This window comes from Kitasatospora sp. NPDC023118 (assembly GCF_055560875.1).
The window spans coordinates 1-14,245 of the sequence record NZ_JBVHHW010000060.1 but is presented as its reverse complement, the minus strand read 5'-3'; the positions used below and the strand labels follow the sequence as shown (position 1 = coordinate 14,245).

The window sequence follows — 14,245 nt, the reverse complement described above, 5'->3', positions numbered from 1 at the left end:
CCCGCAAGCCTTCAGCCACATCGGACTCATCAACGCCGCCCAAGCCATTCGCGACGCCGAGCAGCTGCCCCCATAGGAGGTCACCCTGATCCGGCTGGGGGTCAAGGGGCGCAGGTTCAAATCCTGTCGTCCCGACTGTGAAGTCGATTGTGAGAGCGGGTACTTGGGAATCCAGGTACCCGCTCTCGCTCGTTTCCGGAGGGCGCGTGGTCTCACCTCGGACCCCGAGTATGTCGCAAGACCGCCCGCTGCCGTCGCCGGTGGAACTTCAAAAGCGGGCGGACACCGCGGTCACGGACTCACCGCCACGCCGTAGGGGCTGGTGCCGACCGTTACGGTTGCGGCGACCTTGAGGCTCTTGGGGTCGATGACCGCAAGGGTGCCCGCTCCCTGGTTCGTGACGTAGACCGCGCCTGAGGTGACCGCCAGGTTGAACGGGTCGGTGCCCGGAGGGCCCAGGGCAACGGTCGCCGAGACGCGGTGGCTACGGGTGTCGATCACGGATACCGTGCCCGGGCCGAGATCAGCGGCATAGGCCCTTGAACCGTCAGGTGCCAGCGCTACGTCGAAGGGGCCTTCGCCGACCGGGACCGTGGCGGTGACCGCCTGCGCGCGGGTTCCCACGACGGAGACGGTTGCTGCCGCCTCGTTGGCCACGTAGGCCGATTCGCCGTCCGGGGTGACGGCGACGCTCACCGGGGAGGGGCCGGCGGTCAGGTTCCGGACGACGCGCTGCGTACGCGTGTCGAGGACTGACACAGTGTGCGATCCGGTGTTGGCGATGTAGGCCGTGGCACCGTCGCGACTGATGGCGATGCTCACCGGGGAGACGCCGACCGGGACCGTCGCGGTCACCTGGTTGCTTCGGGTGTCGAGCACCGAGACACTGTCCGAACCGCCGTTGGCAACGTAGAGGTAGGTGCCGTCAGGGCTCAGGCGGACGCCGGTGGGGTTGTGCCCGACCGGCACGGTGGTGGCGATCTTGTTGGTGCGGGTGTCGAGCACCGAGACCATGGCCGATCCGTTGTCGGCGATGTACGCGTACGTGCCATCGGGGGTGATCGCGATGCCTTCAGGCGCGTTGCCGGCTGGGACGGTCGCGACGACCTTGTTGGTACCGGCGTCGATCACCGAGACCGTGTTGTCGAGCTGATTGGTCACGTACACGTGGCCTCCGACGCCCGCGAGCGGGGCGGCGGAGCGTGACGGCGACGACGCCGGGATGAGCCACGCGGCGAGGAGGCCGCAGGCCAGCAGCAGCCCGATGCCGGCTCCCAGCACCGGCCCGACCGCCCTCCCGCTCAGGCCGCGGTCGGTGTGGGTTCGGAAACGCATCTCGCCTCCTGGGTACTTCGTGGAACTTCGGTTCGCGACCCGGCCCCTCTCCCGTACGACCGGTCCGGAAGCGGCAGTCAGGTCAACAGCGCGCGGGCGAAGTAGTCCTGGCTGTCGCGCACTCCTGGAAGGGCGAAGAAGTAGCCTCCGCCGCGCGGACTGATGTACGGCACGAGCGCCTCGGCTTCCAGCCGGGTCTGCATGGTGATGTAGGTGTCGAGTTCGCGCTGGAAGCAGCAGAACAGGTGTCCGAGGTCCGGCTGGCCGTTCACTCCGGGACTGCGCTCGTAGTCGTAGCTGCGACGCAGGATGGAGCTGGTCGATGCGGTCTCCGGAGTCTGCGGGTTGGCGAGCCGGACATGGCAGTTCAGCGGGGTGATCAGTCCCTGCGGGTCGTTGGTGTAGATGGGGTCGAACGTGTCCGGCGCGTCGTCCGAGAGGGCGTACAGAGGAGCGCCGCTGATCTTTCGGCGGCCGAAGATCCGCTCCTGTTGGGAGATCGGCACCTTCTGCCATGCATCAAGGAAGAAATGGACGATGCGCAGCACCTGGTACGTCCCGCCTGCCGTCCATGCCGGCTCGTCGGTGTTGGGCTGCACCCAGACCACCTTGTCCAGCTGGGCCGTATTGGTGGTGTCGGGGTTGGTGATGCCGTCCTTGAACCCGAACCAGTCACGCGGAATCCCGGTCGGGCGAGGCGGATTGCGCTGGCAGTGGAAGGTCCATCGCTGCTTCAGCATGCCCTCGGTGTGGGACAGGATGTCGAGCATCGTGTGCACGGTGCTGTCGCGGTGACCGGCACACACCTGTAGCAACAGGTCGCCGTGGCACAGTTCGGGATCCAGGTCGTCGTGGAGGAACGGCGCCATTGTCTTGAGCTGGACGGGCTTGCGCGCCTGCAGTTCGTAGCGCGTGTCGAACAAGCTCGCGCCGACGGCAACGGTGATGGTGAGATCGTCCTGCACGACTCCGGGGCCGAGGATCCCGTTGTCCGCGGGCGGAGCGTCCGGGGACGCATTCGGATCCGTGCGCCCCGAGGTCAGCAATCGGGCCCGGGAAGTCAACGTGCGGAACAGGTCGATGAGTTCTGCGCGGTTCTTGGCTGTCACGTCGAAGGAGGCGAACTCTCCGACGCTCTGGGGCGGGGTGGCGATGCCTGCCTGGTGGTAGCCGTGAAACGGAATCAGGCTCCCGGTCGTCGGGTCGCCGTCGCCCGCTCCTTCCTGGGCGATGGCTTCCTGGTTGTTCAGCAGGCTCCCGGCCGCCGCCCCGACAAGGCCGGCGACTGCGCCCTGAAGCATCGACCGTCGCGCGAGGAGATGCGCGGGGCATCCTCCGCCATGCCACCCGTCTGCCATGGCTGAGGCTCTCTCGTCACCCATGTTGTCCCTCTCGGATCGAGCACGGTGGTGTGCACCTGCGGCCTGGGCCGATGCCCCGCCTGACCGGCCCGGCGGTGATGACCGGTCGGGGTCGCCTTCGTCGGAATTCCGGACTGTGACCGGCCGCATCCTGGATGTTCGGAGAGCGTTTTCGTGGGACTCGTCTGGGACACCGGGGGTTACTGGCAGTGGCATACGACCACGGTCGATGCTCACCCGCATCCCGGGCGTGCCGTTCGGGTGCGGGCAGGGGATGCCAAGGCCCGCAGGGCGCCGGCGAAGCTTTCAAGCCCTGATCCTGGTCCGGATCTCACTCGAACAGACGGCCCTGGACGGCAACCACTCGTCGGGCCGACCAGACTCTTCGCGGGCTCTGCCATCGGCTGTCCGCTTCCGTTCGGGACCGGTCCGCTGCCCGCTCGGGGGTCCGGGCGCGGACCGGTCCCCCTGTGGTCGGCGTCGACGCGGCGGAGCCTGCGGGGTTGGTCCGCAGGTGCGGTCAGGGGAAGGTGTCCCCCTGCCAGTCCCAGCGACGCGGATCCGCGGGGCGCGGTTCGTAGTGGGCACGGCCGCCAGCTCCGTACGCGCCGATCTCGGTGATACAGCCGCAGTCCAGTTCGGCCCGCCAGCGGTACCACCGGTCAGTGTCGGGGGCGAAGAACGGCCACAGGGCACTGCGGATTTGACTGCGGAGCTCGGCGTTCAGTTTCTCGTACTCACGTAGGGCATCCGTTCGCCGCCTCGCCCTGCCCGGGAGCCGCCGCTCCACCGCCAATGTCCGCTCCACCGCAGCGGAGTACACCACGTCAAGATCCTCTTGCCGAGCAATGTGCCGTTGCCCAAGCTAGGGGCTGTCTCCTTGATCGTGCCGGGTGGGCGGCCGGGCCGGAGCAGTCCGGCGGCCCTGGGCGGGGGTGTGTCGGTGTGGTGCGGCAGGATCACCTGCATGACGGATGGAATCGCCTGGCTCGCGGAGCCGCAGAGCATCGCCTTCGGCGGCTACAGCGTGACGCTGGCCCGGGGACTCGGGATCGAGGCGCTGGCGGTGCGGATCGCGGCCTCGGCCCAGTGGTCGGAGCGGACGGTGGAGCCAGTCGGGGAGCTCACCGGGGACGGGCTGGTCGAGGCGTTGGATTCGGAGTACGGGGACGCCTTGGACGGGATCGGGCTGCGGCTGGGGGTGAACGGCGGGTGGACCTTCGCGGTGGCGTACGGGGGCTGGTTCGGGGAATTCCGGGACGATCCGGCGATCTCCGAGGGCGGGGCCGAGGTCTTCCTGGTGGAGTACGAGGAGGAGAACGGCAAGCCGGTGCCGCCGACCTTCCACTACCACCGGGACGGCCGGACGGTCTGCTCGTTCAATCTGCACCTGGACGGCTCCTGGGGCAACGGCCAGGTCGTCGGAGACCCCGATGTCGCGGGTACGGTGAAGGAGTTGCTGAGCGCAGAAGGCCTGCCGGACGAGGAGCGTGCGGACCGCGAGGTGCACCGGACCACCCTGGGGGTGCTGGAGCGGCACTTCGGTCTGACACTCCCCAGGGCCCTGGTGCTGGAGGCCCCGCTGCCGGCCGTCCTGCTCGCCGACTAGAACGTGACTCTTTGATGGGATGAGCTGTTGATCGGATGTGTCTGTCCGATTGGTAATCAGTGATGCGATGTGGGACCGGATCGAGCCCGTGATGCCGGCCGATCCGGTCCGCGGGCGGCGACACTCCAGGGGACACCATCCCCTGCGACGCCCCGACCACCGCGCCCGAGGTGCACCGGAACACGGCCCAGCGCGCGCGGTCCACGCCGCGGGCCACCTCCTCCAGACCACTGCCGGGACACAGACACACGCGGTCAGCCGCGGCCCGCACCCACGCCACGTTGTACCGGTCCACGCCCTTCCCCAGCAGCAGGATCAGCTCCTCACACCGCATCAAGCCCGCACCTGCCGCAGCCCCACCGGCACAACGGCGAGCATCGGTCGGACCGGAAGCGGCTTCGCCCGCACGAACTCGCGTACGCGCCGCTGCTACTCGGCCGGCGAAGGAGCCGGGATGTAGGTCGTGAGCAGCACCGCCTCACCCAGAGCCCGACAAGCCACCTGGTTTCCCCAACCCCAGCAGCCCCTCGCCAGCATTTGACATGAGCAAGATGGAAACGAGGTCGCCCCCTCGCCTGAGGATTCTCAAGCAATCTGCCAAACGTCTCAATCAACTTGCAACATCACCAACGCACTTCAATGAGCTGCATCGATACACACCCACTCGGCAGCCACACCGTGATCGACTCCCGAATCGGCGTCTCAGTCAATCTGCAAAACCACAGCTCACAGCTTCAGCGATGTTGCATGTGTTTTGAGACTGCACAGCTGAAACAGGTAGAGGATGCGCTCGGTGATCGTCATGATCTCTACATGGAGCAAGTCGTCGATCTTGATCACGCGGCTGTCGAAGTCGCCGAGCGCAGGCCGGATTGGGAGCGCCGGGGGCTGGTAGTCGGGCACGTGACCTGGCGGGACAAGGCCTCGCCGTGGCCACAGCGCCTTGAAACAGACCGATCTTCGGCGACCGAACCCGACTCGATCCGCATCCTCATCACAGGCCCCGGCGACGCACAGCTCTCGGTCGTCCTGTTCCGTGGCGGCTGGGCCGACATCGACTTCATCGCGACCATCGACGACGCAGGAGCGCTCCCAGCTCCTGACATCGATTCAGCCCAAGCCTTCGGTGATCTTCTCGATCGCTGTGTGGCCCGGGTCTTCGGGTCGCAGGGCTCCGGGAGACAGAACACTCCGTAGAAGGATCTGGGCCTCCTCAGCTCTCGATGCACGGTCACAAGCCGCGCCCCGAGGCCGGTGATAACGATCGGCGTCGGCTCTTCACCGCGATACAGCGGGACACTTCACCACGCACCCGGCTCCCCCGGTTCACCATCCCTGGCTGACCGCAGCCGTGACCAGGGACAAGAACCCCGACCACTCTCGGTGAACAGCCACGCCGAGCCACTGAAAACCAAACGCCGATCATCACCACGGGTCGTTGGTCGGCGGGCCGTGCTTGTCGGCCTTCTTGAGGTCGCGGGGGCTGGGCGGGGCCAAGACGATCGGGCGGCCGCGCTCGCGGCGACGCTGGGCTTCGCAGGCCGGGCACTCCAGTTGGTCCGGGTCGGCCCGGCGGTAGCGCTCGTCGTCGGAGTCGTGGGCGCCGCCAAGCGGGCCGTGGCACCGACGGGGCGGCGGAAGTGGCCCAGGCCGGGGGCGAGCAGCGAGGCCAGGCCAACGGCCGGGCGCCCTGAAGGGTGTCTTTACTGTCGTAGAGCGGCTGATCAGGGCTTTTGCGCGCCTGCGCGTCCCGGGCATGATCCCGGCTCGTGGGTCTACGACTGCTGTACTTGATCTTCTGCCGACTGCTGGGCTGGCTCGTCCTGCTGGGCCGCTCCTCCGCCGCGAACAAGGCCGAGATTCTCGCCCTACGCCATGAGGTGGCCATACTCCGCCGCCAGGTGGAGAGACCGCGGATGTCCTGGGTGGACCGCGCCGTACTCTCCGCTCTCACGCGCCATCTGCCGCCCGCCTTGCGCCGGAACCGGCTGGTCACCCCGGGCACTCTGCTGGCCTGGCACCGATGCCTGGTCCGCTGGAAATGGCGCCAACCGCCCGCCAAGCTTGGCCGACCGCCGCTGCCCGACGAGATCGCCGCTCTCATCCAACGCCTCGCCAAAGAGAATCCGAGCTGGGGCTACGTCAGGATCCAGGGTGAGTTGCGGCGACTCGGTCACCGGGTCGCCGCCGCCACCATCCGCCGGATCCTGCGCCGCTCCGGCTTGCCGCCCGCACCGCGGCGCGCCTCCCGGCAGACCTGGCGCACCTTCCTCCACACGCAGGCCCACACGCTCCTGGCCTGCGACTTCATGCACATCGACACCGTCTTCCTCAAACGCCTGTACGTCTTCTTCGTCATGGAGGTCAAGACCCGGCGCGTCCACGTCCTCGGCGTCACCGCCCATCCGAGCGGCGAGTGGGTGGCTCAGCTCGCCCGGAATCTGCTGATGGACCTGGGAGACAGAGCCGGGGCCTTGCGGTTCCTCATCCGGGACCGCGATTCCAAGTTCACGGCCGCCTTCGACGCCATCTTCGCCGGCAACAACACCGAGGTCATCCCGACGCCGCCGCAGAGCCCGCGCTCGAACGCCTTCGCGGAGCAGTGGATACGCACAGTGCGCGCCGAATGCACCGACCGCCTCCTCATCACCGGCGAACGGCACCTGCGCGCCGTCCTCGCCGAGTACACCGAGCACTACAACACCGGCCGCGCCCACCGCAACCTCGATCTCCGCGCCCCGGACGACAGCCCGAACGTCATCCCGCTGCCCACCGCGGTTATTCGGCGCCGTCGAGTACTCGGCGGACTCCTCAACGAGTACCACGGCGCCCCGATCCAGCCTCCTCGCAGCCCGCAGGAACCCCCCAGTTCAGCGGCCTGATCAGAGTTTTGACACCCTTCAGGACGGTCCGAGGCGGGCGGAGGGCTGCCTTGCGGCGGCGCGAGCGTGATCTTCTGGTTTGGGTCAGCGGGGAGGCTGGAAGTGGCGGATCGTGCTCGCTTGTGAATCCGCCAGCCAGAAACCGCCGTTCGGATCGGCGGCGATGCTGTCCAGGACCTGGGCGTCGGACACGGGCCAGGCGGTGAGGCTGCCCGCCGGGGTGAGTCGCCCGACGCCGGTTTCGGTGGTGAACCAGAGCGCGCCCTGGGGGTCGGAGATGAGGGACCTCGGGTGTTTGGAGTTCGTGACGGCGAAGTGCGTGATGACCCCAGCGGCGGTGATGCGTCCGATCCCGTTCACTTCCGTGAACCAGAGCGCGCCGTCGGGGCCGGTAACGATGGTCCACGGGTAGGAACCCGGAGGTAGCGGCCAACTGGTGTACGCGCCTTGGGGCGTCACGTGTCCGATGCCGTCGGCGTTGTGCTGGTCGTCGTGCTCGCAGAACCACACGGCGCCGTCGGGCCCCGAGGTCATGCCGCTGGGCGTCCAGCCGTCGGGCAGTACGGCGACGGTGGAGGGGCCACGTGATGGGTCGATCCGTCGGATGAGCGCGGGCGAGCCGTTCTCGTCGTACCAGATCGCGCCGTCGGGGCCGACGGTGATCGCTTCGGGAAAGCCGAGGCCTCCCTCGTCCTCCATCCAGCCATTCGTCCGTCCGGACGCGTCGATCCGCTTGAGCTGATCGGTGCCGGCGTACCAGATCGTGTCGTCCGGGGCTTGGAGTATGCCCTTGGGTTCGCTGTTGCCAGGGATGCGGTACTGGGTGACCTGTCGCGCGGGGTTGATCCGTGCGATGGCACTGATCCGCTGTTCGGTGACCCAGAGCGATCCGTCCCTGGCAACGGTCATGGCGCGGGGGTATGCGTTCCCGGGAAGCAAGATCGTGTCACCTGTGGTGCTCGTGTCCGCCGAGGTCGGGGACGGGCCCTGGTCGCTGGTGTCCTGGCAGCCGGCCAGCGCGAGAGCGGTGGCAAAGGCAATCGAGACGGCGGCCAGCCGTTGTCGGACGGTTATCGTGCGCATCGCAGGTCCGATGGGGCTTGGGTGCCCAGGTACTGGGTCCAGATGTCGGGTGTGAGGTTCCTGCCGGCGGCTTCGCAGGCGGCGCGCACCCATGCGTTCGGGTCGAGTTTCCACGTGATCAGGGTGCCCACCTCGCCGGTGGCGTCCCCGCCGGACTCGGTGGCGGTGACCAGTTTGGTGCTGTCCGCGGAGAAAGCCAGGCCGGTGGAGACGGCCTTGCTGCCGTGGGGGAGATTCAGCGTTCCAAAGGTCTGGCCGGACTGAAGGTCGATCAGCCGGACGGTGTCGTCTAGTGGTTTCTCGGCGAGGAGGTTTCCGCCGACGACTGGGCCGACGCTCGTGTCAGGTGTTCCTTGAAGTGTGCTGAGTAGCCGGTCTCCCGCGGACGTCCAGACCTCCAGGGGGCCGTTGCGTCGTTGGATGAGCAGGTGGTCCGCCGCAAAGGCGACGCCCACGGCGCCGCTTCCGGAGATGACCCGGGAACGGCCGGTCGCGGTGTCGGTGACGACGATCTTCTCTGTCGGGTGGTCCAGCGAACCGGAGTCGATCACGGCCGCGTGGCCGGCCTTCGCATCGATCGCCGCCCACCCGGGGGATCGCTGTCCCGAACCCTCTGCGGTGGGGGCCATGTCACGGGGGCCGTCCAACTGGCGCAGTACCTTTCCGGTCGTCGCGTCCCGGAAGCGGATCGTGCCGGAGTTGTCGACCTGGGCCACTTGCCGCCCATCCGGCAGGAACTGCAGCAGTGCGGCGGCATCGGGGAGTTGGAGCGGGCTCGGCACCGGCTGCCACACGCCGGTGATCCGGAATCCGTCGGCCGCCGACACGATCTGTGCGCTGCCGTCCTGTGGCGAGACGACGATGAGCCCGCTGCCATCGTTCTGCCACAGGGCTGCTGCATAACCCTGACCGCCCAGGCGCCCGCCCTCCACCGCGAGGGTCTTCCAGCCGGCGCCGGGCGCCTCCAGTTTCTCGACGTCCAGGCTCACCCCATTGCCGTCGATGACCGCGGCCGAGTGCCCGTCCGGAGACAGGAAGACTCCTGGTCCCCGGCAGCCATTGCAGGAGAGGGGAACGGTCGCACCTGCTTGCGTAGCGATCCGAGAGTACTGCGCGAGGTCCCACAGACTCAGCATGTCGCCGGAAGCCGAGATCATCCGGGTACCGTCCCCGCCGAGGAAGGCAAGGGCACCGCGAGTGACGGTCCCCGCGCCCGGGAGGGTGAGGGGTGCGGGTGACGTCTGGTCCGGCGCGGTCGTGCGGGCCACGTAGATGCTGCTGCCGACAGCCTCGGCGGCCCATGAGCCGTCGCGGCTCAGTGCCAGTGCTGTAGCCGGATGTCCGGCTTGGGTCTGCGCTTGCAGGGACGGCTGATCGATCTTGGGCGTGCCGTCGGAAGCCCATATCGGTAGTGTCGTGGCGCCGTTGGTGTAGCTGAAGTGGCTGCCGTCCGGGGCGAGTGCGGATGCCTGGTTGTGGACGCCGAAGCCGACCGTGCTGCCGGCGACCCGGGCGAGTTGAGGGAGGGAGATTCGTTCCCAGCCGCCGTAGCCGCTCTCGAAGGCCACCACGTGCGTATCGTCGGAGAACGCGGTGGCAGATGGATCGGCGTGCAGGTCGAGAGCGAATTGACCGGTGCTTCCGGTGGCCCGGTCCAGGACGCACAGCGTGCGTGACGTGTCGAACTGATCGGTCGTCGTCGTGACGGCGACGAAGCGCCCCGATGGGGAGACTGCCACCGTGGTGGGCCGTTGCCCGGACGGTATCTGCGGTGCCGCGACCGGTTGTGCGGCTGCCCAGACCTGTACCGTGCCCCGGTCGATCGCGGCGACCGTGCTGCCGTCGGCGTCGGCTGCGACGGCGGTGACGGGCCCGGGCAGTCTGCCGAGCTGGCGAGCCGGGCCGGCCGTCGTCCCAGTGAGCGTCCACTGCTCCACCTCGCCCTGCTGCGTTCCGGCGAGTGCGATTCGCCCGTCCGCTGAGCTCGACAGCGCCGAGACGGCCCCACTCGCTTGCACGCTGCCGGCCAGGTGCGGACTGGCGGTGACCGCCTGGAAGAGGGCCGTGCGGGTCAGCTGATCGGGATGCTCCCGGTACGCCTGCGCCGCGAACAACGCGGCCAAGCCGGTATCACTGGCGAGCAGGCTCTGGGACACGTCGACAAGCCTATGGGCCGTCGTCAACCTGGCCATTTCCACGGCATCCTGGTGCGTCACCACAGCAGCCCCGGCACCGCTCGCGGCAACCAAGGACAGGGCGACCGCCAGGCGACCAGTGCGGAACCGCCTGGCGTGACGGTCGGCCTGTCGCAGCGTCGCGGCGAACCTCACGTCCCCGGGTTCGGGTGCCTTGGCGGCGTCGAGCCGGTTCGCCTCGGGCGCGACGAGCCGCAGGCCCCTGCGGCGTGCAGCCAGCAGCTTGGAGTCCATATCGCTGACCTTGAGGAGACGTTCACCTCCGTCGAGTGCACCGGTGACCGCCGTCCGGGGCCGCAGGCCGTAGAAGACCCCGCGCAGCCGGGCGCTGCCGGGCCGCCCGGACGGCGGGTGGCGCAGCAGTTCGCGCAAGCCAAGAGCGAAGGCCGCGCCGAGCGAAGGGCCCTCGATCTGTGCCGGAGCCGCAGGTTCGTCGGACAGGACGACGCGCCACAGCACGCAGCGCCCCTCGCGGCGCGGGCCAGCGAGCCGCCAGGCGTGACCCAGTGCGGCGGCGAACTGTCCGTTCGGGCTCCGCACGCCGGCCATCGCGCGCGGGTCGGGGTACAGCCCCGCTGGCCCTGGAGAGAACTCGCGCAGCTCCAGGACCCCGGTGGCCCCTTCCGCCAAGGCCGTCCGTCCGTCCAGTCCGGCCGACCGGCCGAAGACCACCGGCACACGGACGGCAGGCCGCCTGCGCGGCTCAAGGCCCGCCATCATGAGCGCGGCGATCACAAGAACGCTCTCGGCACCAGGGCGCGTCGCGCTCGAACCGGCCGAGGCGCGCAGGTGCCGATTCCTCTCGAGAACAGCGCTGAGCCCACTGGCGAGGCGCGGGGAGAGGTCGGCGAGTCCCTTGCCAGAAGGCTGCGCGGGCCCGGAAACGGCGTCGGCGCACAACAGCCCGCTCTGCTCCCATACCTCCGTCAGCCGCAGCAGGACGGCGTCATGGTCCTCGATCCCACCCGCCGGCGCGGCGAGCGCCCGGGCCAGGAAGAGGGCGTGATCGGCCGGCGCGACCGATGCGGTGTCCTGGTCCGGTGCCGTCGCGTCGAGCCAAGCGCGCAGTTCCTCGCAGCGCCGACTTGACAGCCAGGCGGGGTCGACGCGGGCCGCTTCACTGCAGCAGCTCCACCACAGCGGCGGCTCGCCCAGCAACTCGCGGACGGCAGCCTGCGGGCTTGTGGCGCGTTCCAGCACGTTATCGAGCGCCGCCCGAGCCGCGAGGGGGCCGGGCCGGGTGCCCGACCGGCGCCAGGGCCTCCGGCGAGCCTCGGGACGTTCCGGACGCGTCCCGTTCCCGGGGCTCTTGGCGCGCTCGCGCTCCTCTGACGCCGTCACTGGAGTTCTCCGTCGATCACGGCACGCAGGCCCTCGTCTGTGACCCGCTCCCGCACCTGACGCCAGGCATCGCGGGTCGCCTCGTTGAGCGAAGCACGGACCGATGCAGCGACCGTCGCGGCGTCCCATGCGCTGTCTGAACTCACCGGAGTGATAACGGAGGCCGTCCACGCCGCCCCGGCGGTGAAGTCCGGGAGTTGAACATACGAGGCCGGAGGACCGAACTGCCCCCGCACCACCGGCACGAGCAGCAGCCGCTCGGTTCCGTCCGCCCCGGCATACCCGACCGCCGTCACCACCGGCCCCGTGGCGTCCGCGCGGTGCAGCACCAGCTCCAGGCTGTACCCGGGCGGGGTGGTCCCATGGCCGCGTACCAGGAACCTCACGCTGCCGTCCGGGGAAGACGCCTCGAGCAGCACCGCGTCGCCGCCCGCGGCGGTCAGACCGCCTGCCTGCACAAGCCGAGGCAGCGGGAACCGTCCCGGGGCGAGCAGGCCGGTCCCGGGCTGGTTCCGGGAGGGCTCGTCCCGGGCGGGCAGGTGCTGGACGAAGGACGGTGCCGTGTGGGTGAGCAGGGCACCGATGCGCATGGGGGGCAGGTCCAAGCCGATGAACGAGGCCCAAAGCCGTTGCCACAGGGTGTATCCGGCCCGCCCGCGTCCCGTCGTCGGCGGGAGGAGAGGCGTCCGACGGCCGGTGAACGACCGCCAGGAGCGCTGGACGACCGAGCCGGCGCTCATGACGCCTCCTCCTCACGGGCTGGGGAAAGCTCATGGAGATCCCGCGGCTTGGGCGCCCCCGGCTCTGCTGCGCTGGGCCCGCGGAGGGCCTCAGCCGGTGTGGTCGCCCGGCCGACCTGGGCGAGCAGCGCGGGCGCCGAGGCTCCTACGGTCACCGCCGCGTACACGCCGGTGACCTCAGCGTGGAGTAGCCATCCGGCCGCACCCCCCAGCGCCACACGCAAGAGCGCGGCGAGCGAGTCCGCGAGAGGATCGACAAACATGCCGAGCCGGGGAAGCGACGCATCGGTGGCCCTCGCCGCGTGTCGCGCCTGCTGCCATGCGTGCAGGCGCCCGAAGGTGACGACCGTCTCAGCGATCAGTCCACCGCCCGCACCACACGCCGCTGCCTCGATCCACGTCAGCATCAACCCACCCCAGCCGGCAGCTCGCATTCAGATAGCCTGACGGCGTATCAGAGTACGTCATCGTCGCACTCGCTCCGAAGGTTAACCATCCCACGGGACAAGACCGTTGGCAGTGCATGACGGCCGAGCTTTGATGCCGCCCACTACAAGGCCGCACTCCAGCGGTGTCGAACTGTCGGGGGCACCGGATTCCCGGAAACCCGCCCCTGGGAAGGGATCTCCGCCATAGGTTCGTCCCACGCGATCGGGTCACCATGGATGGCGATGGAACGTGGCTTCGGCGTTATCTGGCGGGTCTCCAGCGAGACCGGCACTGTTCTCGTCGCCGGAGGCATACTGCCCGACCGCGACGAGCGCCTGGTGAAGCTCCCCGCACCGACTCCGGCGGGGGCACCCACAGGTTTCTGAACTGGCTCACCGCGCGCGGGCGCTGGCTGTCGTATTTGGTGGGGATGACCATCACCGATGCGAGCCACCAGGCCGTGCTACTGGTCCCGACCTCGGCTTGGACCCCGGCCACCGAGCCCGGCGGCGAGATCCGCGACGGCGCCTGGGTCGCCGAACTCGCCGGCAACGTCCTGAAGGGCTGGCCCAGGGGGATGCGGCTGATCGTCCGCAAGGAACGGTCGCACCCCGGCGCCCAGTTGCGCTTCACCGACGCCGACGGCATGCGGCTGACCTGCTTCGCCACCAACACCACCCACGCCCCGATCGCCGCCCTGGAGCTGCGGCACCGCCAACGGGCCCGCGCCGAGGACCGCATCCGCGCCACCCGCGACACCGGCCTGCGCAACCTTCCCCTCCACGAGGCCGCACAGAACCTGGTCTGGCTGGAGATCGTCCAGCTCGCATTCGACCTGCTCGCCTGGATGCCCATGCTCGCCCTGACCGGACCCGCCCGGCGCTGGGAGCCCAAACGCCTGCGACTGCGGCTGTTCTCCGCCGCCGCCCAGCTCGTCACCACCGGCCGCCGCCGCTACCTCCGCCTCACCCGCCACTGGCCCTGGACCGACGTGATCACCAGCGCCTTCGACCGCCTGCGAGCCCTGCCGAAACCCGGCTGACCAGCGACAACACCCCATCCTGACGAGCACCCGATCACTTCCGGAGCCGTGGAACCCGGCGCCCACCCGGCGCGTCAGCCGGGCCACCAGCCTGCTCACATCACCTGAACAAGCCGAAACGGCCCGCCGGATGACTTGAGTTCTAGCGGTCCTCGCAACACCCCAGCTCAGGGGATGCGATGGACTTCGAGATTCGCGACCGCTCGGTCAACCAGGGGGCACGTGCCC

8 protein-coding genes and 1 pseudogene are annotated in these 14,245 nt (G+C 69.2%); 4 read left to right on the top strand and 5 right to left on the bottom strand.

Translation table 11 applies throughout. The annotated features are described in order from the left end of the window. Positions 1–291: 291 nt before the first annotated feature. Complete coding sequence (locus ACZ3UD_RS36770; protein ID WP_465598180.1) at positions 292–1,335, bottom strand: YVTN family beta-propeller repeat protein; 1,044 nt, start codon at positions 1,333–1,335, stop codon at positions 292–294. A gap of 77 nt (positions 1,336–1,412) precedes the next feature. Then, a complete protein-coding gene (locus ACZ3UD_RS36765; RefSeq protein ID WP_465598177.1) occupies positions 1,413–2,636 on the bottom strand; it encodes a Dyp-type peroxidase in 1,224 nt (407 codons plus the stop codon). A 1,027-nt stretch (positions 2,637–3,663) separates the two neighbouring features. On the opposite strand from ACZ3UD_RS36765, the gene ACZ3UD_RS36760 reads away from it, so the two are divergent. The 3 genes from ACZ3UD_RS36760 (at position 3,664) to ACZ3UD_RS36750 (ending at position 7,187) form a co-directional block, all read left to right on the top strand. Then, positions 3,664–4,305: a DUF6461 domain-containing protein gene (locus ACZ3UD_RS36760; RefSeq protein WP_465598174.1), complete on the top strand. Its 642-nt coding sequence runs from the start codon at positions 3,664–3,666 to the stop codon at positions 4,303–4,305. A gap of 813 nt (positions 4,306–5,118) precedes the next feature. Next, positions 5,119–5,502, top strand: a complete 384-nt coding sequence (locus ACZ3UD_RS36755) for a hypothetical protein (protein ID WP_465598171.1) — start codon at positions 5,119–5,121, stop codon at positions 5,500–5,502. 572 nt (positions 5,503–6,074) lie between these two features. Next, positions 6,075–7,187, top strand: a complete 1,113-nt coding sequence (locus tag ACZ3UD_RS36750; RefSeq protein WP_465598168.1) for a transposase — start codon at positions 6,075–6,077, stop codon at positions 7,185–7,187. Positions 7,188–7,271: 84 nt separating this feature from the next. Here the strand turns inward: ACZ3UD_RS36750 and ACZ3UD_RS36745 are convergent, their stop codons facing one another. The 3 genes from ACZ3UD_RS36745 to ACZ3UD_RS36735 all read right to left on the bottom strand — a co-directional run bounded on the left by ACZ3UD_RS36745 (position 7,272) and on the right by ACZ3UD_RS36735 (position 12,546). Beyond that, on the bottom strand, positions 7,272–8,270 hold the full coding sequence (locus tag ACZ3UD_RS36745; RefSeq protein ID WP_465598164.1) for a Vgb family protein: 999 nt from the start codon (positions 8,268–8,270) through the stop codon (positions 7,272–7,274). Next, on the bottom strand, positions 8,258–11,665 hold the full coding sequence (locus ACZ3UD_RS36740) for a WD40 repeat domain-containing protein (RefSeq protein WP_465598161.1): 3,408 nt from the start codon (positions 11,663–11,665) through the stop codon (positions 8,258–8,260). Before ACZ3UD_RS36740 ends, ACZ3UD_RS36745 begins: the two co-directional genes overlap by 13 nt. Positions 11,666–11,802: 137 nt before the next feature. Beyond that, a complete protein-coding gene (locus ACZ3UD_RS36735; RefSeq protein ID WP_465598158.1) occupies positions 11,803–12,546 on the bottom strand; it encodes a hypothetical protein in 744 nt (247 codons plus the stop codon). A gap of 775 nt (positions 12,547–13,321) precedes the next feature. Here ACZ3UD_RS36735 and ACZ3UD_RS36730 point away from each other — a divergent pair. Continuing rightward, a pseudogene (locus ACZ3UD_RS36730) lies at positions 13,322–14,017 on the top strand (transposase); the annotation flags it as partial. Positions 14,018–14,245 lie beyond the last annotated feature (228 nt).